We start from the raw sequence: 22,666 nt of genomic DNA on the forward strand, positions 1-22,666 counted from the left end.
CCATGGATCAGAGCAGTGCTGCACCGGCCCCCGGAGAGCTGGGCCGTGACGATGACATTGTGGCGGCATTCCAGCTGGAAGAGCGGCCCGTATCGGGCCGGGTGGTCCGGCTCGGCCCGGTCATCGACGAGATCCTGTCCGCGCACGAACTGCCTATGCCCGTCGCGGCGCTGCTGGGCGAAGCCGTCCTTCTCGCGGTGCTGATCGGGGATTCGCTCAAGTTTGAGGGCCGGCTTATCGTGCAGGCCAGCGGCGCCAATGCCAATCCCGGCGGGCTGGGCGGTGAAGGCGCTGTCAGCTTCGTCGTCGCAGACTATGCCGTGGGCGAGGGCGTGCGCGGCTTTGCCCGCTATGACGCCGATCGCGTTGCTGTGCTTGAGGCCGAACATGGCCCGCGGCCGGGCGCTGAACGCCTGCTCGGCTCCGGCGCCTTCGCCATGACGATTGACCAGGGTGCAGACATGGACCGCTATCAGGGCGTGGTGGCGCTGGATGGCCCCTCGCTGGCGGCCTGCGCCGAGCACTATTTCGCCCAGTCTGAACAGGTGCCGACGCGTATCCGCCTCGCGGTGGGTCAGGAAATGGTCGATGGCGGCTCCATGCGCTGGCGCGCGGGCGGCGCGATATTGCAGCGCATTGCCGGCGATGATGCGCGCGGCCATGACGCCCATGCCTTCGCCGATGCGCAGGTATTGTTCGACACCGTCGAGGATGATGAATTGCTCGATCCGGGTGTCTCCTCCGGCAAGCTGCTCTACCGCCTCTTCCACGAGGATGGCGTGCGCCTGCAGCCCGGCAAGCAGGTGATGAGGCGTTGCACCTGTGAACGCGAACGGCTGGCGCGCATCCTCGCCGGTTTCCCGGCAGAGGACCGTGATGACATGGTGAAGGACGGCGCCGTTGTGATGACGTGCGAGTATTGCAATCGCGACTGGCGCTTCACCGAAGCCGAGATTGACGCGGCGGGCTGACCTGCTGTCCTGTCAGCTGCGCCAGAAGGCGGGCGTGAACAGGGCCAGCATGGTCAGCACTTCCAGCCGGCCGACCAGCATGGTGAAGCTCATCACCCATTTGGCGGCATCGGGCAGAGGCTGGAATGTGCCCGCCGGGCCGATAATATCGCCCAGGCCCGGGCCGACATTGGCGATGGTGGTGGCGGCACCCGACAGGGCGGTGACCGGGTCCAGTCCGATCAGCGACAGCAACACCGCCGACACCGCAAACGCTCCGAAGAACAGGAATACAAAGCCCAGTACCGAGCGCACGGTCGCTTCGGACACGGGCTTGCCATCATAGTGCACTGAGCGCACGGCCCGTGGCCGGGCATAGCGGTGCAGATAGGTCAGCATGGCCGAGGCGGCGATCTGGTGACGGAATATCTTGATCGAACAGGTGCTCGAGCCTGCGCAACCGCCCGCAAACATCAGGATGAAGAACACCATGACCGGCATGGTGCCCCACTGTGCAAAATCGGCGCTGCCATAGCCCGTTCCGGTCATCACCGAGACGGCATTTACCGCCGCGGCGCGCCAGGCCGGCAGGCCGCCAGTATCCACCGGGTTGACGATCAGCATCAGGGTCAGGCCCGCACAGGCAATCAGGACAACGGCCAGAAAGGCGCGCACCTGCGGATCGGTGATGATCCGGTCCGGGCGCCCCTGCAGGGCGCGCAGGAAAACCAGGAAGGGCAGGGCAGAGAGCAACATGAAGACGAGCGCGACGAGGTCTGCGCCTTCATGCGCCCAGGCGCCGATCGAATTGTCGTGGGTGGAGAATCCGCCCGTGGCGACAGTGGTCATGGCGTGGGCAGCCGCATCGAACGCGTTCATGCCTGCGAAGCCATAAGCGATGAAGCAGGCAAAGGTGAGTACCAGATAGATCAGACCTACCGCGCCCGCTATCTCGCCGGCGCGCGGCAGGGCCTTGTCCATCTTGTCAGAGCTTTCCAGCCGGAAAAGCTGCATGCCGCCAATACCCAGCACGGGCCAGATGGCCATCGCCGTCACGATGATGCCGATCCCGCCAATCCATTGCAGGATCGCCCGCCAGATCAGCACACCCGCCGGCAGATCCTGCAGGCCGGTCAGCACGGTGGCGCCGGTGGTGGTGATGCCTGAAACGGACTCGAAAATGGCATCGGTCCAGCTCATGCCGATCCCGGCCAGATGCAGCGGGATAGCCGCAGCCAGACCCAGCACTATCCAGGACCCGGATGTGACGAGGATCGCGCCGCGCGCGTCCAGGTCGAACCCGTCCCCGCGCCCCATCAGGGCCATGATGCCGCCGACAAATCCGCACAGCACGGCCGAACCGAAAAAGGCGTGCGCGGACTCTGCATCGACATTGAGGTCGATGATGGCAGGCACCAGCATGGCACCGCCGAGCGCGGCGAGCAGCACGCCCAGAATGAAGATCACGGTGCGGGTATAGATGCTCACGCGTCAGCCTTCCGGCGCGCCAGCCTAATGCAGCGTGGCCGGCATGAGGGGGCTGTCCAGTGCAAACGATGGAATGGCGGCATTGAAAACGGCTCCGTCCGCCCGGCGCATCTCGTATTGTCCGCTCATGAAGCCCGACGGCGTGGGCAGGGGCGCGCCCGATGTATAGCGGAAGCATTCTCCCGGGGCGATAACCGGCTTTTCCCCGATCACGCCTTCACCCTTGACCACGCGGGTGCGGCCCTTGGCATCGGTTATCCGCCATTCGCGCGTCATCAACTGCACCGGGGCAGCGCCCGAATTTTCAATCTCGACAGTGTACGACCAGATATAGCGGTTCTCGTCCGGCTCGGATTCTGTTTCCAGATAATCCGGCTCGACACGGATGATAACGCCTTCGGTTTCCAGCATATACATGGCGGTACAAAACTCCTCTGCACCGGATGAGACACCTCTTGGCGCGTCCGCTCAAGGGGTTTCGCGCAGACGCGCCTGCCTGCGCCATTGCAAAGCCTCTCGCCATGCGGAACGGTGCGCCCTCTATCCCCCTTCGTGAGTCGCGTTTGCATCATGTCCACGCCCGGTATCCTGACCGATCTTGACCTTGCCGCACTGGTCTCCGCCGGAGGTATTGTTGCGCCGGATATCGAGGACGGTCAGATCCAGCCCGCGAGCCTTGATCTGCGTTTGGGAACAAAGGCGTACCGGTTGCGTGCCAGCTTCCTTCCCGGCCCGGCGCGCACTGTTGATGACTGCCTCGCTTCCGGCCTTGTCATGCACGAGATCGAGCTGACGGGCGGGGCCGTGCTGGAGACAGGCTGCGTCTATCTTGTCCCGCTGATGGAAAGCCTCGCCCTGCCGGCGGGCCTCAGCGCGGCGATGAACCCGAAAAGCTCCACTGGACGGCTGGATGTCTTCACCCGGGTCATCGGGAATAATGCGGCCGCCTTCGACCAGCTGCCCGCGGGCTATTGCGGCCCGCTATGGGTGGAAATCTCCCCGCGCACCTTTTCCATCCTTGCCCGTCCGGGCGACCGGCTGGTGCAGGTGCGCCTGCGGCGCGGCGCGCTCAAAGCCGGGCTTTCACAAGTGCTTAGCGTTGATCTGCAGGCGGCAGGTAACGCGCCTGTCGGCTGGCGGGCCAAGCGCCACAGCCCGCTGGTGGATTTATGCCGGATCGGCGCGCATGCCGCGCTGGATTTCTGGGAACCGCTATACGCCCCACGCGGGCAGATCGTGCTCGATCCGGGGGAGTTCTACATTCTCGCCTCACGCGAGGCGGTAGAAATCCCGCTCGCCGATGCTGCCGAGATGGCGCCCATCGCCCCGGAAATAGGGGAGTTCCGCGCCCATTATGCCGGGTTTTTCGACCCCGGCTTCGGCCTTGGCGCACCGGCAAAAGCCGTGCTTGAGGTGAGGGGGCGTGACGTGCCCTTTATCCTTGAACATGGTCAGGCCGTGGCCCGCCTCGTCCATGAGCCGATGGCGGGAAAAATCGGTTCGGCCTATGGCATGAACGGGTCCAACTACCAAGGTCAGGGCCTGAAACTCGGCAAACATTTCAAGGCTTAAGCTGAACAACTCGCCCCGCCGAGCACGCAGAACTGCGCGCAGAATTTATGGTTCAGCTTCACAGGCCTCAGGCTCTCGGTGAGGGTCGTGGCCAGTTCAAATTGCGGGTCGTAGGGCAGGAGCGTGCAGGCGACCACCGAGGGCCTTTTGGCACCGCGCCGCTTGATGATCATCCGGCTGGACGCGCACATGATATCGGCCGGATTTTTATTCAGAATGCCCCAGCAATCGACGGTGATTTCGGGCGGCGATCCGGCCTCGTCCATTTCCGGGAAGATCACCATTTGCGCCGGATTGGCCGCGTCTATATCCCACCCGTGCGCCGCGATCAGGGCCGCATAGCCCGCGCGCGCCTCCGCCATGGTTTCATCGGTCATCTGACGGCCTGCCAGCGCGAGCAAAAACCCGTTATTGCTCAGCCAGTTAATGCCCTCAAGCGTCGCGGCGAAACCGCCGGCTCCGCGCTCCGTATCGTGTACCTCAGGCGTGTAGTGATCGAGGCTGGTGCGAAGGGTTATCTGCCCCGGATAGCGGGCCTGCAGATCCAGCAATCCGGACTGCACGCGCGGGCGCATCATCGGGCGCATGGCGTTGGTCAGAATGAGGACGCGGTGCCCGCGTTTCAGCGCCGCTTCGGCCAGCGCCGCCATATGAGGGTTGAGGAAGGGTTCTCCGCCGGTAAAGCCGATCTCGATGGGCTCCGGGACCAGTGCCCCCACCTCGTCCAGATAGGGTTCCAGCTCGTCCGGCGTGATGTAGACAAGCCGGTCATTCTCCGGCGAGCTTTCGATATAGCAGTTGGTGCAGGCGATGTTGCACAGCGTGCCGGTCATCACCCAGAGCGTCTGCAATCTGTCAAACGCCACGCTGGCGCGGGTCTCGCCCTTGGCGGTAATGTCCGGGTCGGCGAAGGGCGCGGGGCCCGATTGAGCAAGCGTCTGGGTCATAAGGCTTTCTACGCAGCGGGCTATGCCAGCGGATCACGCGGCGACGCTAGCAGCGCAGACACCCCGAGGCAAAGCGCGCGCTTTCACTCCCCATTCAGCGTCAGGCAGGCTAGGGTGGAGAGATAGACAGGGGAGGTCCTTATGGGCGGTCTGTTCAAATTCATCGGGGACGTTTTCAAGCCTATCCTGACCATCGTGGTCACGATCTTCCTTGGCGCCTTCCTGCTATCGGTGTTCTGGCCGGCGGCGGATGCGTGGATAATCGGCCATGTTCCGGCATGGGAGCGGCTCTCGCCCGCCATCCTCCAGGTGCGCGAATGGCTGGGTATTCACCAGCCCGAGCCCGACCCCTGGTGGATGTTCTGGCGCAATGACTGACGCTTAAACCCTGTTGCCAAACAGGCGCTTGAACGCGCCGTCCTGCGCGGTCAGCGCGTCCACGCTGCCCGTCTGCAAGATGCGTCCATCCTCCATCACGATCACCTCGCGCGCCCGCGCCAGCAAGGCCGGGCGGTGGGTGACAATGAGAACAGAGCGGCGCGGATCAGCGTCGAGCCACGCATCGAGCGCATCAAGAAATTCGGCCTCTGTCCGGCTGTCCAGCCCTTCGGTCGGTTCATCGAGCAGCATGACAGGGGCATCGCGCAGGAAGGCGCGGGCGAGCGCGATACGCCGCGCCTGTCCGCCGGATATGAGGCGCCCCTCCTCGCCAATCCAGGTCAGCAATCCATCGGGCAGAGCGCGCACGAAATCGGCGGCTCTGGCTTGTTCAAGGGCTTGCCAGAGCTGGCTTTCTGTCGCGTCGGGCCGGGCGAGCAGCAGGTTTGCCCGCACCGTGGTGGAAAGCAGATCGGCGCGCTGATCGACAAGGGACAGGCGCTCTCTTGTCCGCGTAGGCCCGAGAGCGGCAAGGTCAGTTCCGCCGAGGCGGATCGCCCCGCTATCCGGGGCATAAAAGCCCATCAGCAAACGGATAATGCTCGACTTTCCAGACCCGGAGGCGCCCACAAGGGCTACCCGCCCGCCTTCGGGCAGGGTGAAGCTGACATCGGTGAGGGCGGGGCGGGACTGGCCGCCGGGATAGGTAAATCCGACCGAGCTGAACACCGCATCATGGCCATCAGGCAGGGGGAGAGGCGTTTGCGGCTCTTCCACGGCCGGGCGCAGATCATCGAGCGCTTTCAGGCGTTTGGCGGCAGAGAGCGTGCGCCCATACTGCTCCCCGGCGAGGACAAGCGGGGCGGCAGCCTCGAACAAACCAAAGGCAATAAAGCCTGCCAATGCAGCCAGAGGCGGCGATGCGCCCGACGCCGCAGCGGCAAGGAAACCGGCGACGAAGCTGGCCGGACCGGCAAAGGCGAGTACGGCGGTATTCATCAGCGCCAGTCCGGCAAGGTGGCGCTGGCCGGAGATCCAGCTATCGCTCGCCGCATCGAGGCGGGAAAGCACTGCCCCTTCAGCGCCATAGGCCTTGAGCTCGGCCATGCCCGCGATCAGGTCAGCGGCCTCTGAACGCGTATCGGAGGCCGATTGCGTGACGCTTTCTCCGGCGGATTGGCCAAGCTTTGCCGCGAGGAGAGGCAGGCCTAATCCTGACAGGATAAAGAGCCCGATCACGGGCAATATCGCTGCCGGAGCCGCAAAACCGAGGACAATGACGACTGCCAGCGCACCGAAAAGCGCGGACAGGGCGGGCGTTACCAGCCGTAGATAGAGCCCGTCCAGCGCATCGACATCGCCGGTGACACGCGAAAGCAGATCGCCTGCGCGCAGGCCGCCAAGCCCTGCCGGGACTAGCGGTGCGGCCCGGTCAAACACCCAAAGGCGCAGGCGGGCCAGGATGCGGAAAGTGGCCTCGTGGGTGGCCAGCCGCTCGGCATATCTGCCGAGGGTACGTGCCATGGCAAATCCGCGCACACCGCCTGATGCAAAAAGATAGTTGAAACTGCGCCCCAGCCCCGCTGCCCCGGCGATAGCGGCTGCGGTTATGAACCAGCCCGACAGGGATAAAAGCCCGATTCCGGCGAGCAGAGTGAGGATGGCAAGCACAGCCCCGGCGCGCAGCCACCAGCGGTCAGGCCTTGCCAAAGCAAGGAAGAAGGTGAGCGTTTTCATGGCGCTCCGCCCTCTTGCAGCTCAGCAATCTCGAACACCTCGTCGGCAATCGCGCGCACGGCCGGGCTGTGGGTAGCGATGAGGATTGTCCGCCCATTTTTGTTGGAGAGAAGCGCTTCGAGAAAGCGCGCCTCGGCCTCGCCATCAAGATGGGCGGTGGGCTCGTCCATGAGGACAAGTTTCATGTCACGGGCCAGCGCCCGCGCGAGAGCTACCCGCTGTATCTGCCCGCCAGACAAACCAAATCCGCGTTCGCCAAGGGGTGTGTCGAGACCGTCCGACAGGTGGATAAGGAAGTCGGCGACGCCGGCCTCTGCCACCGCGCGCTCAATCATCTCTGCCGGGATAGTCTCGTCATGCAGGGTGATATTATCCCGCAAGCTGCCATGAAACAGGCGCGGGTTCTGGCCAATCCAGCCTGCGCGCCCGGCGAGCGGGGCGTCCATCGGTTCGCCGTCTATCCGCACCTCGCCGGAGGATAGAGGCGCAAAACCCATCAGGATTTTGAGGAGTGTGGACTTGCCCGAACCCGACGGTCCCCACAAAACGCTCAATCTTCCCGCCTGAATGGAAAGCGTGATGGGATTCAATGCCTTGCGGTCATTTTCGTAAGTGCACGAGACGCGAGAGAGGTCCAGAGAGGGTGAGGTATGAAAGGGGGCGAATGTTACCCTCGAAAGCCCTAATTCCGGGTATTCCAGCAGGGGTTTTATAGTACCGGCGGCGGCTTCGGCGTCGGCGCGGTCGTGATAGGCGGCGGATAAACGCCGCAGCGGCATGTAAAATTCCGGTGCCAGGATAAGGACGAACAGCCCCTCACGCAGGGTGACAGTTTCGCCCGCATCGAAGGGTAGCTCCCCCAGAAGCGAGAAGCCGACATAGACCGCAATGGCCGCGACCGAGAGGGCGGCGAAAAATTCCAGAATGGCGGAGGAGAGGAAGGCAAGCCGGAGCACTTTCATCGTGCGCTGGCGGAAATCCTCCGATGCCGCGGCCAGCCCCTCGCGCTCGCGCGGCGCGGCGTTGAACGCGTTCAGGAGTGCCAGTGATTGCAAGCGGTCATTAAAGCGCCCGGCGAGGCGGGCGAGCACCGCGATCTGGTCCTTGCTGGCTGCCGCCGCCGCGCCGCCGACAATCGCCATGAAAAGCGGCAGCAAGGGCGCGGTGATGATGAAGAGCGTGCCCACCACCCAGCTCTGGGTGAAGGCAGCAGCAACCATCAGGATAGGCGCGCCCGCGATCACCGGCATGAGCGGGCGGTAGCGCCCGAAATACCCTTCCAGCTTCTCCACCGCGTCGGTGAGGGCCGAGCCTGCTGCGCCGGTCTCCAGCCGCTCGGTGAAGGCGGGGCCCTTGGCGGCGAGCGCGTGGGCCGCCTCGCGCCGGACATGGGCCTTCACCCGCGCGGCGGCCTCAAAGCCTGCGCGCGTCTCCAGCGCCTGCGCCCCCGCGCGGAAAGCAGCAAACAGGGCGGCGATGAGGGCGGGCGCGAGGAAGGCCTCGCCATTGACGAGGCCCGCAATCGCGCTGGCGGCAAAGCCGGCAAAGCCGATGAAGAGCGCGTATTGCGCAATCCCGCACACGCTCGCCAGCATTGACGGCCCGCGCCCGGCCTTCCCCCATGCGGAGAGAAGGCCGCCCAGCGCACGCCGGGCTTCTGAAGTGAGGGCAGGATTGCTCATGGCCGCCGTTAATCACGCATATCGCTCAGCAGCGCCCTGCGGCGCAGCGTCTCAGGGGGCTTTGTCTAGCGAAGCGGGCGCGAATTGCCAGTGGGGGGAGTGGGGGAGGTGGGGGGTTATAGCGGGCCGTCGCCCTCTGGCCGGAGCTGTCATCCGTCTCCCTTTTCCTGCATATCGTATTAACACAGCGGCACGGACGCGCGAAGCGCGGGAATGGTTGGGCAGGCGGGGCGGGAGGGGCAGTGGGGTAGGTGGGGCCGTATGGCAGGAGGGCAGTAGGGCAGGTGAGCAGGAGGGGCAGGAGGCGGGAAAGCGAAAAGTGTGGATCGCGGCTTCTCCGGCTTCACGGGGACAGGCGGGGCCGAGACCCAAATTGGAGAGGTTGGTGCCAAACCTGGCAGAGCTATCGAACCCGCAAGACAACCGGGTCCCCGGCCCCCGAGCCGGGGTCCATCTTCTGCTCCACGCGCTTTGCGCCACTCCTCATTCCAGAAGCGGCCTGCAAGGCCGCCGGAGCCTATGCGAGGCGCGAAGCCCGGACGGGCTGAACATCAAAATAAAGAGCTGGATTCCGGGTGTCGCTGTGCTCCCCCGGAATGACGATGGGGAGGGGGCTTCGCGTGGGCATCTCTGCTGTTCCCTCCCCGCGTTTTCACGGCGAATGCCGGGGTCCAGAGCAGAAGAAGACTAGGCACCGGCTCATCCCGGTGAAACGAAGTGTATGGGTCCCGGCTCGGGGGGCGGGACCGCGGTTTCTAAGGTCCGGCGATTCCGCGGCGGCGCAGATCGAAGCGCATTACTCTCAACCGGGTTTCCGGCCCCCGAGCCGGGGTCCAATTTTCTCTCCGCAGAGCCCGTTCCCCTCGTCATTCCAGAAGCGGCGTAGCCGCTATCTGGAACCCAGTATTTTTTTTGTTCCGCAACGCATTCCCGCCTGCGCGTCTGCCCCCCTGCGGCACCGCGCCCCTGCGTCAGAATGCGCGCTATCCAAAGAAATCCGCACAAGGCATAGGGATAAAAGTCCGCAAATCGGCTATGGGTATTTCCCGTAGAGGTTTGCATCTATCGCTGCGGGGAGTTTTTCCATGATCGACATGGAAGTTGCCGATCTATCGCGCTGGCAGTTCGCGCTGACAGCCATGTACCATTTCCTGTTCGTGCCCTTGACGCTCGGCCTCGCCTTCATGCTCGCCATCATGGAGAGCGTCTATGTGATGACCGGCCGTCAGGTCTGGAAGGACATGACGAAATTCTGGGGCGCGCTGTTCGGCATCAATTTCGCGCTCGGCGTCTCCACCGGCATCACGATGGAGTTCCAGTTCGGCATGAACTGGTCCTACTACTCCCACTATGTGGGCGATGTGTTCGGCGCGCCGCTGGCGATCGAGGGCCTGATGGCCTTCTTCCTCGAAGCGACACTTGTGGGCCTGTTCTTCTTCGGCTGGGACCGGATGAGCAAGCAGGCCCACCTCGCGGTGACCTGGTTCATGGCGCTCGGCACCAATCTCTCCGCGCTGTGGATCCTCATCGCCAATGGCTGGATGCAGAACCCGGTGGGGTCGCAGTTCAATCCCGAAACCATGCGCATGGAAGTCACCGACTTCATGGCGGTCCTGTTCAATCCGGTGGCGCAGGCCAAATTCGTGCACACGGTGGCGGCCGGCTATGTCACCGGCGCGCTGTTCGTGCTGGCGATCTCGGCCTGGTTCCTGCTGCAGCGCCGCCATCGCGGCTTTGCCAAGCGCTCGATGACGGTCGCAGCCGCCTTCGGCCTGATGGGTTCGCTCTCGGTCGTGGTGCTGGGCGATGAGAGCGGTTATGCGCTCACCCATAACCAGCGTATGAAGCTCGCCGCGCTCGAAGCGATGTGGGAGACGCATGAAGCGCCTGCCCCGCTCACGCTTGTCGGCTTCCCCGACGTGGAAAACCAGACCACGCACTTTGCCGTTGATGTGCCCTGGGTGCTGGGCCTCATCGCCACGCGCTCGCTCGATTCCGAGGTGGAGGGCATATTGCCGCTGGTCGCAATTGCCGAGACGCGCGTGGAGAACGGCATCCTGGCCTATGACGCGCTGCAGCGCCTGCGGGCAGACGAGACGGACACCGAGGCGCGCGCGCAATTCGAGGAAACCAAGTTCGACCTTGGCTATGCCCTCCTTCTTACCCGCTATATCGCCGATCCGCGCGAGGCGACGCCCGACCAGATCCGTCAGGCCGCCTTCGATACGATACCCGACGTGCCGGTCATGTTCTGGTCCTTCCGCTTCATGGCGGGGATCGGCTTCTACATGATACTGCTCTTCGGCACGGCCTTTGTGCTGTGCACGCTGCGCCGCCATGAGACACGCTGGTTCCTGTGGGTGGCGCTCATCTCGCTGCCCCTGCCCTGGGTCGCGGCGGAGCTGGGATGGCTGCTGGCCGAATATGGCCGCCAGCCCTGGATCATCGAGGGCATGCTGCCGACCTTCATGGGCGTCTCCAGCCTCAACGCGACGCAGATATGGATGACGATTGCCGGCTTCACCGCCCTTTATGGCGCGCTGGCCGTGATCGAGGTCATGCTGATGCTGCACTTCATCCGCAAGGGTCCGTATGCGGGCAAGGGCGGTGATGCGGCGCGGCGCCCCACCCACAAGCCGGCTGCCAGTGACGGCGGCATGGCCCCTGTTCCTGCCGAGTAGGAGAGCTGCAAGATGGAAATCCCGATTTCATATGAAACCTTGCGCGTCCTCTGGTGGGGATTGCTGGGTGTCCTGCTGATCGGCTTTGCCGCGACGGACGGATTTGATTTTGGCGTGGCGGGCCTGTTGCCCTTCGTGGCGAAGACAGACGCCGAACGGCGTGTCGCCATCAACACGGTCGGCCCGACCTGGGAAGGCAATCAGGTCTGGTTCATCCTGGGTGGCGGGGCGATCTTTGCCGCCTGGCCGATGGTCTATGCGGTCTCGTTCTCCGGGCTTTATCTGGCGATGTTCGTGCTGCTGGCTGCGCTGATATTGCGCCCTGTCGGCTTCAAATACCGCTCCAAGCGGGAAGACAAGCGCTGGCGGGCGATGTGGGACTGGGCGCTGTTTACCGGCGGGTTCGTGCCTGCCCTCCTCTTCGGTGTGGCGGTAGGCAATGTGCTGGTGGGTGTGCCCTTCCGGCTGGACGAAAACTTGCGCGCCTTCTGGGAAGGCTCCTTCTTCGACCTTCTGAACCCGTTCGCGATCCTGTGCGGGCTGTTGTCGGTCACCATGATGGGCCTGCATGGCGCGGCCTGGCTGTCGATGAAGGCCGAATACGGACCCGTTCGCGACCGCGCACGCACGCTTGCCCCGGTTTTTGCGATTGCCTCGATCGTGCTGTTTGCCGGTGGCGGGCTGGCCATGGCCTACGGGCCTTATGGCTTTGCGCAAGTGGGCGAGGTGGACCCGGCGGGCCCGTCCAACCCCTTGCGCACCGAAACGGTGGCGGCGGCGGGCGCGTGGCTCGCCAATTATGCCTCCCATCCCTGGATGATACTGGCGCCCGTTCTGGGCTTTGGCGGGGCGTTTGCGGCGCTTATCGGACTGAGGCTCAATTCGGAGAGCATCACCTTTATCGGTTCCAAGCTTTCAACCTTCGGGATCATTTCGACGGCGGGGCTGTCCATGTTCCCCTTCATCCTGCCTTCGAGCCTTGATCCCAATTCCAGCCTGACGGTGTGGAACAGCTCTTCAAGCCAGCTCACACTGTTCATCATGCTGATCGTGACAGCGATCTTCCTGCCCATCATTCTCGCCTACACGGCCTGGGCCTTCAAGGTGATGTGGGGGCGGGTGACGACCGAGGACGTGACCAGCGGCGGCGACTATTACTAGCACCTCAGGAGTCGACAGATATGTGGTATTTCGCATGGATTCTGGGCATCGGCCTCGCCTGCTCCTTCGCCATCCTCAACGCCATGTGGCACGAGATGTCGCTGGGTGATGAGGGCGATCGCGGCTCCAGCGAGGAAGCGGCGCGCTGGTAACGCAGGTCGTCTGATAGATTCCTCTCCGGGTGCCTGCGAGGGTGCGCGCGCCAGCCTCACGGCTGACCGATGTCTCGAACCGGGCGCTGGCGGCGCGGGATTTAGGCCGGGATCGCGCAGGATCAGGTTTCCGGCGGAAAAATTATTGCGCCGGTTCGCCCTCTTCTGCGTCTCCCGCTTCGGGACGCGCGCGGAAATCCATGTCGCTATCGGCCAGGAACCAGGTGAACATGGCCCAGGCCGCGACATTCTGGGCCATTTCCTCGGGCACGATCTTGTCGAACGTGTCATTGGGGGTGTGGTGAAACTCGAAATAATCCGTCCCGTCCTGGTCCAGGCGCGCCATGGGCACACCCATCGCCGCCAGCGGGATCATGTCCGGCCCGCCGCCAGATGAATTGCCGCCGCGCTCGATGCCCAGGAAGGCGAGTTCGCCCTGCATGGCGTCAAAGAAGCCCACCGCATGTTCGCCCACCCCTGACGACAGACGCCAGACATTGCGCGCGCCGAAGTCGGATTCCGATCCGATGACATGCTGGTCCACCGTGCCGTCCGCCATGCGGGCGCGGGCGTAGGCGCGCGCACCGACCAGCCCCACCTCCTCGGCGCCGAACAGCACCACGCGGATGGTCCGGCGCGGGCGCACGCCTGCCTCCATGATCAGCCTGGCCGCGGCGGTGACGATGCCTACGCCCGCCCCGTCGTCCAGCGCGCCGGTGCCGTTATCCCAGCTGTCGAGATGGGCGCCGATGATGACGATTTCCTCAGGCGCCTCGGCGCCCACGATTTCGGCGATGACATTGCCGCTGGTCACCTCGCCGCGCCAGCCGGCATGGGTGCGCAGCGCCACGCGTATCGTCTCGCCCATGGCGTGGATGCGCTCGATCTGGTCAGCGTCCGGCGCCGAGACCGCGAGCGCAGGAATGCCGGGAAGACGCTGGGCAGGAAAGCTCATCATGCCCGTATGGGCGAAGCGGTGCGAGGACGTGCCCACCGACCGGATCAGCAGGCCCGCCGCGCCGCGGTTTTCCGCCTCTACCCAGCCAAGGGTGCGCTTGCGATTGGCCCAGCCATAGCCCTCGCCGGTGCGCGCGGCGGTCATGCGGTCATTGACGAAGACCAGCTTGCCCTCCAGCGCATCGTCCGCGCCGTCAAATTCCAGCAGGTCATCAAAGCTGTCAAAGAACACGATCTCCGCTTCCAGCCCATCCTCGGGCGTGGCCGCTGCACCGCCCAGAGAGGTGGCGTAGAGCTCCTGCGGGAAGGGATGGGTGATCGCCACTTCCTCGAAGATGGAATAGCCGCGCGTCCATAAATCCATCGGGAAGTTCTCGACCCGGACATTTTCAAAGCCCAGCTCATTGAACATCTCCACAGCCCAGTCGCGCGCACGCGCCTCTTGCGGTGTGCCCGCCAGGCGCGGCCCGATTTCAGTGGTCAGCGATTCGGTCAGCCGGTAGGCCAGATCACTCTCCAGCCCCGTCTCGGCAAGGGCGCGAGCATGGACGCGGGCCTCTTCAGGCAATTCGGCCGCCCGGACAGGGCCGGTCTGGACAGGGATCGACAGGAATGCGGCCGCAGCCGCCGCTAGCGCCAGGCGCATGACAGGATCTCCCAGATTTTTCGCCCGACATTCCCCAAGCGGCCTGCCGTCTGACGCCATGCTCGCCCAATCTTGCCAGTCGAACAAGTTTTGTTCGCCCTGAGCGGTGTCTGTGGCCGCGCAAACGCCGGAAGTTGGGCGAAGCGGGCCGTGAAGCCGCAGAATCCTGGCGCGGCAGCGACGTTTTTCAGCGTGGCGGACGGACCTGTCCTGCCGCTTCCGTCCAGTTTGCGTCACGCTCTATCGGCGTTCAGGGTTTCGCGCCGCGCGATCAGCCCGGTTTCCCGGATGCGCCGTGCCCGCTCCACCAGGCCGTCTGCGGTGATGTGGTCATAATCCACCTCACGGGCCTCCGGGGCGGGCAGGGAATCTTCCCGTAGCACCGCGACCGACCAGTCGGAAAAGCAGCGCTGGTCCACCTCGCCGCAGAACACGATCTGCAGACCCCTGTGCGCTGCATCGCGGGCAATCCGCCGGAAAGTGGTGGAAACCGCCTGCCTTGAGCCCTCCAGCACCTGCAGGAAGCGGTCACCGTCAACCGCCAGCACACCGGTCAGCCCTTCAGGCGGGTTATTGCGCAACCCGGCCGACAATATGCGGCCCATCTCGTCGGACACGCTGCCCGATCCGGACATGAAATCAGCAAGGCTGTGATAGACGAGACGGGTCAGGAACATGGGGCTCTGTCCTTGAAAAGGGCCTCTATCGTGTCCCTGGCGGAATGCATCAGGGAGCATTCAATCGTGCGGGTGTTCGCCTGATACCGAAGCATAAATAAATTCATGTGGTTGATTGGCTTTCCAGGGGCATTTCCTACGCCTGGCGGTTCAGAAACCGTGCACGATTTCCGGCCCGCCATTCCGGGCCAGAAACGCCTTGTACCCGGCAGCGCTCATGGCCGCGGTTGCCGAATGGACCAGCCATTCAGTGCCGGTGAACACCGGCGTTTGTACGGAATGAAAACTGCGCATCTCGCCGTCCACCGGCGCCCGCCAGACCACCTCCATACAGGCGATTTCGCCGTCGAACGCCCCGCAGGCCAGCACTTGCCGGACAATGTTGGATACAGCCTGACCCAGCGGATCGGCGGTTTGCATATCCGGCAAATAGGCGTCAAACGGCGGCCCGGCATGGCGGTAGCGTGAACTGGCCTCGATCACGCTGACCGCACCGTCCCTGTAGGCCAGCAAGGCCACCGCATGTGGCGAATGGCGCACAATGGCGCATAGCTGGTCCACCAGGGGCCGGTGCACCGGATTGTGCAGCAGCGCGCGCAAACGTGAGATGATATCGGGCGAAGGCTCGACAACCCCGTTTTCCAGCCGCGAGATATAGGACTGGCTGACCCTTAGCCGGCTCGCCGCATCGTCCTGCTTCATATTGCTGCGCAGCCGCAAGGCCCGCAGCGCTGGTCCCCACCTGCCAGGTGTCCCCTCACACCCGGTCCCATTCTCCTGCGTCAACCATATACTCCCCGTCTAATTTCCCCTCCGAAACTACGGATTAACGCGCTCTGACATGGATGCATGCATGTTTTTATGTCGTTGCAGTACGTAACGGATGCGTACCGTGCTGCACATACTGTGCTTTGCAGCATTGTAGGCATGGCGTTGTCTTGACCCGCCCCCCGCGGCAATTACTGTCGCGGGTCCGCCCGGAAAGAGGCGGTCAGCGGGAGGTCAGACGAGATGGATTTCTTCAGCGCGATCAAGCGTGAGATTTTCTACACGAGGGAGCTTGTCCGGCTCCTGAAAACGCTCAAGTCCATCACGCCGGATTCGCCCGATCTGACGCCCGATCTTCTTGAGCGCAATGTCGATGCGCACAAGACCCGCCCCGCCTTCATCCTGGAGGATGGCTCCACGATCAGCTATGGCGCGTTTGACGCGTTTGCGAACCGCGTCGCCAACTGGGCGCTGGCCAGTGGCATAAAGCCCGGTGACACGGTGGCGCTCTATATGGGCAATCGCTGGGAATACATCGCCTTCTGGTATGGCCTGTCGAAAGTGGGTGTGATCGCCGCTCTCCTGAACAACCAGGTTACGGGCAAGGCGCTGGCGCACGGGGTGAATATCGCCGGGGCCGCGCATGCCATTATCGAGGGCGAGCTGAGCGCCGCCTATGCGGCGGCAGCGGACGCGATAGGGCCGATCACGCCCTGGATATTCGATGGTGCTGCTGACAGCGTGCCCGGCGGGCAGGATCTCGGCGGGGCGCTTCAAGCGGTGTCCGACGCGCGCCCGGGCCGCGAGCATCGCGAGCACCTGCTTGCCAAGGACCCGTGCCTGAAAATGTACACCTCCGGCACGACGGGCCTGCCCAAGGCCGCGATCGTCGCCCATACCCGCTCGCTTTACTATCTGCAGGTCTTTGCGGTGGCGGCCCACGCCTCGCCCAAGGACCGCATGATGATGGTACTGCCGCTTTACCACGCCACGGGCGGGCTTTGCGGTGTGGGCTGCGCGCTCAGCCAGGGCGGCGCCCTGATCGTCCGGCGCAAGTTTTCCGCCAGCGCCTTCTGGAAGGACGCCGCCGAGCATGGGGCAACCATGTTCATGTATGTCGGCGAGCTGTGCCGCTTCCTCGTTGCGGCCGATCCCTCGCCGGAGGAAAAGAAGCACAAGATCCGCGTCGCCATCGGCAATGGGCTGCGCCCGGATGTCTGGCCGCGCTTTGTGGAGCGTTCGGGCATTGAACGCATCATGGAGTTCTATGGCGCAACCGAAGGCAATGTCGGCTTCCTGAACCTTGATTCAAAGCCCGGTGCCATTGGCCGCGTGCCGCCTTATCTCAAAAGCCGGTTCAACTCGCATCTGGTGAAGTTCGATCTGGATTCGGAGATGCCCGTGCGCGACGCGAAGGGGCGCTGCATTCCCTGCGGTCCGGACGAGGTGGGCGAGGCCATTGGCGAGATCCGCTCCGATGATGCCCGCTACCGCTTCGACGGCTATGGCGACAAGGAAGCCACCGAGAAGAAGCTTCTGCGCGACGTGTTCAGGAAAGGCGATCTCTACTTCCGCACCGGCGATCTGATGAAGCGCGACCGCCAAGGCTATTTCTACTTCATCGACCGGGTGGGCGACACTTTCCGCTGGAAGTCGGAGAACGTCGCGACCTCCGAGGTGGCCGAGATCATGGGCATGGCCAGCGGCATCGTGCAGGCCAATATCTATGGTGTGCCCGTGGCCGATTACCCCGGCAAGGCCGGCATGGCGGCCCTGGTGGTGAACAAGGATTTCGATCTCGCGGCCGTCCACGCCCATGTGACCAAAGAGCTGCCGGCCTATGCCCGCCCGCTCTTTGTGCGCATCCACCAGGAAGACCCGTCAGAGCACACCACCGGTACGTTCAAGCTGAAAAAGACCGATCTGGTGGCTGAAGGCTGGGACCCGGCGAAAATCTCCGAACCGCTCTATATCGATCATCCCGAACAGAAGGCCTATGTGCCCCTGACCGAGGAAATCCGCGCCGCTATCGAAAGCGGGGAGCTGCGGGTTTGATTCGCACGCGGTCGCACGCCATCATGCACCTGATGGCGCATTAACGCATTGGTATATATGCAAAAAATATAATCTGCATAAAAAATCTTGATTTTGCAGATTTTCGAAGCGATCCTGCTGCTCGGATTGCGGAGTTCCACATGCCCATCGTTACAGAAGTAGAAGTTAAATCCCTTCTAACGCCATTTCACGATAAGATACGCACGGTCTTTGAGGGCGCGCGTGCTGAGGTCGCTGTAATGGAGGCGTTTCGCCGCGGCCAGGGTATGCGAGATTACCGCTATCCTCGGACTTTGGCCGACAGCATATACGACGCAATGGCCAATTTGGTTGGCGACGTCTTTGACGACGAGAATGACGTATCGGTGATCTTCGAGCCGCAGTCCTTCAAGGTGCTTTTTTACCCCCGTGGAGAGCAGCCCATCTTGGCCCGGTTCAAGAAGGGCGATGAGGAGGGGCGTGGGCAAAACCATCTGACACAAACCGTGATAGCCTTTACCGATCCTGAGCAATGCCTGCCAGGCTTCCCGAAAGACGCGGCTTGTATTGATATCACCTACGCTAGCGATGAACTGGGAACCAAGATCGAAAAGGTATTGGTTGTCTATCGCGATGGTGATCGTGTGCTTTGGAGCTACTCGATTAGCGATATCGGTAGTGAGATGCGCGATAGCGGCAATGTTTTGCCATTTGCGCCCATCGGCGATCGGCCGGACAGCGACGATCAACTGGGTGCGCTGGTTTTACCCAAGGCTTCGGATGAAGCAGAGAAAGAGCCTTCAGGCGAATAATGAGTAATCGTGGCGACCTTTTGAGGCTCGCGCGTCAGCGTAGGGGCCTCACTCAGATTCAAGCGGCACCACTGCTAGGCTTGCGGCAAACCGTGCTTTCCCGAATGGAAAACGGTTTAATTGAAATAGCAGACGACCTGTTACAAAGAGCTTCCACCGCGTTTAAGTTCCCTCGCTCGTTTTTCCTGCAGAATGAAACCGTCTTGGGGCCACCTGTCAGCGTTCACCCGATGCTGAGAGGGTCGGCGAAAGTGTCGGCGAAGGACGTCGACATGCTGACGGCTGAATTAAATATAAGACTTTTTAATCTAAGAAGTTTTCTGGCAAATGTAGATTATTCGAAATCAATAAATGTACCTGAATTTGATGTGGAAATGGAGGAATCGCCGCGCGCTGTCGCCAAGAAAGTTCGACTGCATTGGCAGCTTACGCGTGGGCCAGTGAAAAACCTGACGCGCCTTTTAGAGCGCGCTGGCGTCATAGTTGGAGTATCCGATTTTGGAGGCGCGCAGATTAGCGGCGTGATGTTTAGGCCACCCTCGGCACCGCCAATTATGTTGTATAATCCAAAGCACCCTGCGGATCGGGTTCGATTCACATTGGCACATGAGCTTGGTCATTTGGTTATGCATCGCTTCCCTACATCAAGCATGGAAAGTGAAGCAAACGAGTTTGCAAGTGAGTTTATGATGCCGTCTGATGAAATGCGTCAGATTTTCCGCGGACGGAAATTAACTGTCCAGTACTTGGCGGCGCTAAAGAAAGAATGGAGAATGTCTATGCAGTCATTGTTGATGTCTGCTAGAAACGTCGGGGCTGTGGATGATAATAAATCTCGGTATTTATTTTCTGAGTTCAGCAAGAGGGGGTGGAGAACTCGAGAGCCGGCAGAACTAGATTTTCCCAATGACGAACCCGTCGTTTTGAGTGATATTATAAAGATACACCTAAATGATTTGGGGTATACCTTTGACGAGCTACTTGGAATGACCAAGTTGTATAAGGAGGAGTTTGAATCTTTGTATGGTCGAATGGATGGCGGCGATCTGCCGACAATGCCTAGACTTCGTATAATTAATTGAAGCGTGATGGATTATGAGCGGGACCATCCCCGCTTCATCTCGGTTCGCAGGAGTAATCCCGGTGAAGAAAGAGCCTATCATTCTGCCGGCTGATCCCATGGATGACGAGGATTTCGCCGTCTCCGCCGAAGGCATGAAGCGCGGTCAGCGCGCCCGGCTCATCCGGCAGACGCGCAATAATCTCGGCCGGTCGCAGGCCGAGTTCGCCCAGCGTTTCCGCGTGCCGGTCGGCACCTTGCGTGACTGGGAGCAGGCGCGCGTTACCGCGCCTGATTTCGCGATTGCCTATGTGCAGGTGATTGCCCGCCATCCAGACATGGTGGCTGAGGCCCTGAACTGATCAGCCCTTGCTGCGCTCCTTGCGGGCGCTGGCCAGGTCCAGCTCCGGCGCGGCATGGTCCAGCGGCGCGTTGACCGGCAGATGGCAGATCACTTTCGTGCCGCGTCCGGGTGTGGAGTCCAGCTCCACCCAGCCGCCATGCAGGCGCACGATTTCCTTCACCAGCGCGAGCCCGAGGCCCGCCCCGGCGCGGTTGGACTGACCGCGTTCGAAGCGCTCGAAAACGGATGCCTGCCGGTCCTTGTCGATCCCCTCGCCATTGTCGGACACCCACAGGCGGGCATCGCCGTCTTTCACCTCGGCGCCGATCTCGATCCGGCCGCCCTGGTCGACATGATCGAGCGCATTGGTAAGCAGGTTGTAGAGAACCTGCTTCAGCCGTCCGCCATCGGCGCGTACCGGCCCCTCGGCCTTGTCTGCCTTCACATTCAGCTTGATCCCTGCGTGCTCGGCGCGCGGCATGACCAGTTCGGCAGCTTCGGCGGCAAGCGCATCAAGGCGCGTATCGCCGAGATCCAGCTCCAGCTGTCCGGCATCGATGGCCGCAATGTCCAGAATATCGTCGATCAGCTTGGCCAGCTGGGCCGAGGCGGTCTGGATCGCGGCCACCGGGTCTTTCTGCCGTTCGCTCAAGGGCCCGGCAAACCCGCCTGCCAGCAGGTCGGCATAGCCGCCAATCGTCGTCAGGGGGGTGCGCAGCTGATAGCTGACATGACCGACAAAGCCGGTCTTGATCTTTTCAGAGGCTTCCAGCGCCTCGGCGCGATCGCGCAGCGCCTCTTCCACGCGGCGTGAGTCGGTAATGTCGTCCCATGCAATGAGCGTCGCGCCGTCGGGCAGCGGACGGCTCAGCCAGGTCAGCACCGAGCCGTCAGAGCGGCGCACCTCGCCGGTCTTGGCCGTGCGCGATTCCGGTGAGGTGTCGGTGATGCGCGCCTTGAGCGCATTCCACGCCTCCTTGTCGGGGTGAAGCGTGTGACAGGCGTCGGCGATGGCCGTGAAGTCGGCCCCGTCCAGTGTTTCCGGCGGTAGCTTCCACAGCGTCTCGAACGCCAGATTGTGCAATTGCAGCTCGCCCTCGGGGCCGAACACCGCAACGGCCTCGTGCAGCCGGTCCAGCGTGGCGCGCTGCACCTTGATGAGTGTGTTGTAGCGGGCCTGCAGGGCCAGCTGGTCGGTCATGTCCTCAAAGATCAGCAGGACCCCGCCCAGCGGATGGCGCTGACGGGCGACGCGCAGCGTGCGCCCATCGGCCAGCGGCCACAGCTCGTCCGGTGTCTCGGTGCCGGGCGGGCGCTCGTAATAGGCCAGCTCGCCAGCCTTCCATGTCTTGTAGTCGGCATTGGCCGAGTTTGGCAGGCGCTGATCCTCGCGCAGCCGGTCCAGCAGAGCGCCGTGCGACGGGCGCTCGTTGAGCGTGGCTTCCTCCAGCGAGAACAGGCGGGCAAAGGCGCGATTGTAGAAGATGAGCTGCTTGGTCCGGTCGAAGATGGCGACCGCCTCGGCCATGTGGTTGAGGGTCTCGTCATGCGCCTCGCGGAAGCGTTTCAGCGCCGCGCGGGCTTCCTCGCCGCGCGTAATGTCAAAGGCCGCGCCGGCCACGCCGCCGGAAATGGGGAACACCACCACGTCCAGCGCCCGGCGTTCGCCCTTGATGACCGCGCCGCGCACATGGGCCACGGGGGCGGAGGCTTTCAGCGCTTCGCCTGCCTGCGCAGGCAGGCCCGGCTCCAGAAGGAGCTGGCGGTCGATCACATCGGCAACGCTTTTGCCCTCGACAGCGTCCACATAGGCCGGATTGACCCAGTGCAGCCGCCCCGAAGCGCTAATCCGCCAGGAGGGGAAGGGCGCCTTGCCCAGCATGTCGAGGAAGGCCAGCGGATCGTCCGCCACGACGGAGCGGGCCTCTTCCAGGCGTCCGCGCGCCCCGGATTCCTCCAGCCCGCGAATGGTGGCGTCCGCGATCCACAGGACGAGCTGTGATCCGGCGGGGCGTCCGTCCGCCTCGATGAACCGGCCTGAGGGCCCCGACACGGTGAGCGAAAAGGGTTTGCCTTCACGCATCAGATCGCCCATGCGCTGGCGCAGCGTGGTTTCCTGACCGCCCGCCGAGCGCGCCTCATAGTCGGCAATGCCGTCCAGCAACGCTGTGGCCGGGTCAGGTTCGTTCATCACGCCCGATCCCAGATCGGCAAACTGGACCAGCGAGGCAAGGGCAGTGGGCGAGCCATAGACACGCGGAGAGGACCAGCCCGCCGCATCCGGATCGGGCGGCGTCTCCCAGACCAGGACAAGGCCGGGATGCGCGCCAAACACGCTGTCTGCGCGGGCCAGCCGGTCTTCCAGCCAGCCAATGCGTTTTTGCCAGTGGGAGCGGGCGTTGCGCACGCCCTCGGTCAGGCGCCATGCCCAGAGCGCGGTAGCCACGGCAAATCCGACAGCTCCGCCGGTAACGATCAACGTTGCCAGCTGAGCCGGCTCGGTGGCCATCATGGCATGCCCCCTTCATTGCGCGGCTGCATCATCAGGGCACGTGGCCATCGTGCCGGTGCGGCCGGTCGAATCAGTACTTTAACGGAAGGTGAATCGACAAGCGAGGAGA

At 63.1% G+C, this 22,666-nt stretch carries 19 protein-coding genes and 1 pseudogene; 11 read left to right on the top strand and 9 right to left on the bottom strand.

From position 1 onward, the window contains the following. Positions 1–2: 2 nt before the first annotated feature. Positions 3–971: an Hsp33 family molecular chaperone gene (locus tag IEV75_RS06605; protein ID WP_188451772.1), complete on the top strand. Its 969-nt coding sequence runs from the start codon at positions 3–5 to the stop codon at positions 969–971. Positions 972–983: 12 nt separating this feature from the next. Here IEV75_RS06605 and IEV75_RS06610 read toward each other — a convergent pair whose 3' ends face one another. Continuing rightward, complete coding sequence (locus IEV75_RS06610) at positions 984–2,438, bottom strand: TrkH family potassium uptake protein (protein ID WP_188451773.1); 1,455 nt, start codon at positions 2,436–2,438, stop codon at positions 984–986. A 24-nt stretch (positions 2,439–2,462) separates the two neighbouring features. Next, positions 2,463–2,855 carry a Co2+/Mg2+ efflux facilitator ApaG/CorD gene (gene apaG, locus IEV75_RS06615; RefSeq protein WP_188451774.1) on the bottom strand — a complete coding sequence of 131 codons (393 nt, stop codon included), beginning with the start codon at positions 2,853–2,855 and terminating at the stop codon, positions 2,463–2,465. 153 nt (positions 2,856–3,008) lie between these two features. Between apaG and IEV75_RS06620 the strand changes: the two genes are divergently transcribed. Next, positions 3,009–4,010, top strand: a complete 1,002-nt coding sequence (locus IEV75_RS06620; protein WP_188451775.1) for a 2'-deoxycytidine 5'-triphosphate deaminase domain-containing protein — start codon at positions 3,009–3,011, stop codon at positions 4,008–4,010. On the opposite strand, the gene IEV75_RS06625 is transcribed toward IEV75_RS06620, so the two are convergent. Then, on the bottom strand, positions 4,007–4,957 hold the full coding sequence (locus IEV75_RS06625; RefSeq protein ID WP_188451776.1) for a radical SAM protein: 951 nt from the start codon (positions 4,955–4,957) through the stop codon (positions 4,007–4,009). The two genes, IEV75_RS06620 and IEV75_RS06625, sit on opposite strands and share 4 nt — an antisense overlap. A gap of 141 nt (positions 4,958–5,098) precedes the next feature. Between IEV75_RS06625 and IEV75_RS06630 the strand changes: the two genes are divergently transcribed. Further along, a complete protein-coding gene (locus IEV75_RS06630) occupies positions 5,099–5,335 on the top strand; it encodes a hypothetical protein (RefSeq protein ID WP_188451777.1) in 237 nt (78 codons plus the stop codon). 3 nt (positions 5,336–5,338) lie between these two features. Here the strand turns inward: IEV75_RS06630 and cydC are convergent, their stop codons facing one another. Both cydC and cydD read right to left on the bottom strand, forming a co-directional pair. Further along, positions 5,339–7,072, bottom strand: a complete 1,734-nt coding sequence (cydC, locus tag IEV75_RS06635; RefSeq protein ID WP_188451778.1) for a thiol reductant ABC exporter subunit CydC — start codon at positions 7,070–7,072, stop codon at positions 5,339–5,341. Then, the gene (gene cydD, locus IEV75_RS06640) at positions 7,069–8,754 is read right to left on the bottom strand and encodes a thiol reductant ABC exporter subunit CydD (protein WP_188451779.1); all 1,686 of its coding nucleotides are present in this window, start codon (positions 8,752–8,754) and stop codon (positions 7,069–7,071) included. The genes cydC and cydD overlap by 4 nt, the downstream gene beginning before the upstream one ends. Before the next feature lie 1,085 nt (positions 8,755–9,839). Here cydD and IEV75_RS06645 point away from each other — a divergent pair. From IEV75_RS06645 to cydX, 3 genes are read left to right on the top strand one after another with little or no spacing between them, the layout of a single operon-like run. After that, a complete protein-coding gene (locus IEV75_RS06645; RefSeq protein WP_188451780.1) occupies positions 9,840–11,435 on the top strand; it encodes a cytochrome ubiquinol oxidase subunit I in 1,596 nt (531 codons plus the stop codon). Positions 11,436–11,447: 12 nt separating this feature from the next. Next, the gene (gene cydB / locus IEV75_RS06650; protein ID WP_188451781.1) at positions 11,448–12,596 is read left to right on the top strand and encodes a cytochrome d ubiquinol oxidase subunit II; all 1,149 of its coding nucleotides are present in this window, start codon (positions 11,448–11,450) and stop codon (positions 12,594–12,596) included. Positions 12,597–12,616: 20 nt separating this feature from the next. Next, a complete protein-coding gene (cydX, locus tag IEV75_RS06655) occupies positions 12,617–12,748 on the top strand; it encodes a cytochrome bd-I oxidase subunit CydX (protein WP_188451782.1) in 132 nt (43 codons plus the stop codon). A 142-nt stretch (positions 12,749–12,890) separates the two neighbouring features. Here the strand turns inward: cydX and IEV75_RS06660 are convergent, their stop codons facing one another. From IEV75_RS06660 to IEV75_RS06670, 3 genes are all read right to left on the bottom strand, one after another. Next, the gene (locus IEV75_RS06660; protein ID WP_188451783.1) at positions 12,891–14,351 is read right to left on the bottom strand and encodes a M20/M25/M40 family metallo-hydrolase; all 1,461 of its coding nucleotides are present in this window, start codon (positions 14,349–14,351) and stop codon (positions 12,891–12,893) included. 233 nt (positions 14,352–14,584) lie between these two features. Further along, positions 14,585–15,028, bottom strand: a complete 444-nt coding sequence (locus IEV75_RS06665; protein WP_188451784.1) for a BLUF domain-containing protein — start codon at positions 15,026–15,028, stop codon at positions 14,585–14,587. A 150-nt stretch (positions 15,029–15,178) separates the two neighbouring features. Next, positions 15,179–15,814, bottom strand: coding sequence for a helix-turn-helix domain-containing protein (locus tag IEV75_RS06670; RefSeq protein ID WP_267905769.1), 636 nt, complete (start codon positions 15,812–15,814; stop codon positions 15,179–15,181). A 225-nt stretch (positions 15,815–16,039) separates the two neighbouring features. Here IEV75_RS06670 and IEV75_RS06675 point away from each other — a divergent pair, with 225 nt between their 5' ends. From IEV75_RS06675 to IEV75_RS06690, 5 genes and pseudogenes are all read left to right on the top strand, one after another. Beyond that, on the top strand, positions 16,040–17,851 hold the full coding sequence (locus IEV75_RS06675; protein ID WP_188451786.1) for a long-chain-acyl-CoA synthetase: 1,812 nt from the start codon (positions 16,040–16,042) through the stop codon (positions 17,849–17,851). Between the two features lie 140 nt (positions 17,852–17,991). Beyond that, positions 17,992–18,642 carry a hypothetical protein gene (locus IEV75_RS06680; RefSeq protein WP_188451787.1) on the top strand — a complete coding sequence of 217 codons (651 nt, stop codon included), beginning with the start codon at positions 17,992–17,994 and terminating at the stop codon, positions 18,640–18,642. Continuing rightward, a pseudogene (locus tag IEV75_RS14050) lies at positions 18,642–18,803 on the top strand (helix-turn-helix domain-containing protein); the annotation flags it as partial. The gene IEV75_RS06680 and the pseudogene IEV75_RS14050, both read left to right, overlap by 1 nt. 111 nt (positions 18,804–18,914) lie before the next feature. After that, positions 18,915–19,724: an ImmA/IrrE family metallo-endopeptidase gene (locus IEV75_RS06685; RefSeq protein WP_233351784.1), complete on the top strand. Its 810-nt coding sequence runs from the start codon at positions 18,915–18,917 to the stop codon at positions 19,722–19,724. A 61-nt stretch (positions 19,725–19,785) separates the two neighbouring features. Then, on the top strand, positions 19,786–20,064 hold the full coding sequence (locus tag IEV75_RS06690; protein ID WP_188451789.1) for a helix-turn-helix domain-containing protein: 279 nt from the start codon (positions 19,786–19,788) through the stop codon (positions 20,062–20,064). On the opposite strand, the gene IEV75_RS06695 is transcribed toward IEV75_RS06690, so the two are convergent. Then, positions 20,065–22,557 (bottom strand): sensor histidine kinase, encoded by a 2,493-nt coding sequence (locus IEV75_RS06695; protein WP_188451790.1) that lies wholly within the window; start codon positions 22,555–22,557, stop codon positions 20,065–20,067. Positions 22,558–22,666 lie beyond the last annotated feature (109 nt).

The sequence above is a fragment of the Glycocaulis albus genome (assembly GCF_014639075.1).
Classification (GTDB): domain Bacteria; phylum Pseudomonadota; class Alphaproteobacteria; order Caulobacterales; family Maricaulaceae; genus Glycocaulis; species Glycocaulis albus.

Coding starts and splice junctions, on each gene's coding strand:
- IEV75_RS06605 (WP_188451772.1), top strand. CDS start 3: ATGGATCAGAGCAGTGCTGCACCGGCCCCCGGAGAGCTGGGCCGTGAC.
- apaG (WP_188451774.1), bottom strand. CDS start 2,855: ATGTATATGCTGGAAACCGAAGGCGTTATCATCCGTGTCGAGCCGGAT.
- IEV75_RS06620 (WP_188451775.1), top strand. CDS start 3,009: ATGTCCACGCCCGGTATCCTGACCGATCTTGACCTTGCCGCACTGGTC.
- IEV75_RS06625 (WP_188451776.1), bottom strand. CDS start 4,957: ATGACCCAGACGCTTGCTCAATCGGGCCCCGCGCCCTTCGCCGACCCG.
- IEV75_RS06630 (WP_188451777.1), top strand. CDS start 5,099: ATGGGCGGTCTGTTCAAATTCATCGGGGACGTTTTCAAGCCTATCCTG.
- cydC (WP_188451778.1), bottom strand. CDS start 7,072: ATGAAAACGCTCACCTTCTTCCTTGCTTTGGCAAGGCCTGACCGCTGG.
- cydD (WP_188451779.1), bottom strand. CDS start 8,754: ATGAGCAATCCTGCCCTCACTTCAGAAGCCCGGCGTGCGCTGGGCGGC.
- IEV75_RS06645 (WP_188451780.1), top strand. CDS start 9,840: ATGATCGACATGGAAGTTGCCGATCTATCGCGCTGGCAGTTCGCGCTG.
- cydB (WP_188451781.1), top strand. CDS start 11,448: ATGGAAATCCCGATTTCATATGAAACCTTGCGCGTCCTCTGGTGGGGA.
- cydX (WP_188451782.1), top strand. CDS start 12,617: ATGTGGTATTTCGCATGGATTCTGGGCATCGGCCTCGCCTGCTCCTTC.
- IEV75_RS06660 (WP_188451783.1), bottom strand. CDS start 14,351: ATGCGCCTGGCGCTAGCGGCGGCTGCGGCCGCATTCCTGTCGATCCCT.
- IEV75_RS06665 (WP_188451784.1), bottom strand. CDS start 15,028: ATGTTCCTGACCCGTCTCGTCTATCACAGCCTTGCTGATTTCATGTCC.
- IEV75_RS06675 (WP_188451786.1), top strand. CDS start 16,040: ATGGATTTCTTCAGCGCGATCAAGCGTGAGATTTTCTACACGAGGGAG.
- IEV75_RS06680 (WP_188451787.1), top strand. CDS start 17,992: ATGCCCATCGTTACAGAAGTAGAAGTTAAATCCCTTCTAACGCCATTT.
- IEV75_RS06685 (WP_233351784.1), top strand. CDS start 18,915: ATGCTGACGGCTGAATTAAATATAAGACTTTTTAATCTAAGAAGTTTT.
- IEV75_RS06695 (WP_188451790.1), bottom strand. CDS start 22,557: ATGATGGCCACCGAGCCGGCTCAGCTGGCAACGTTGATCGTTACCGGC.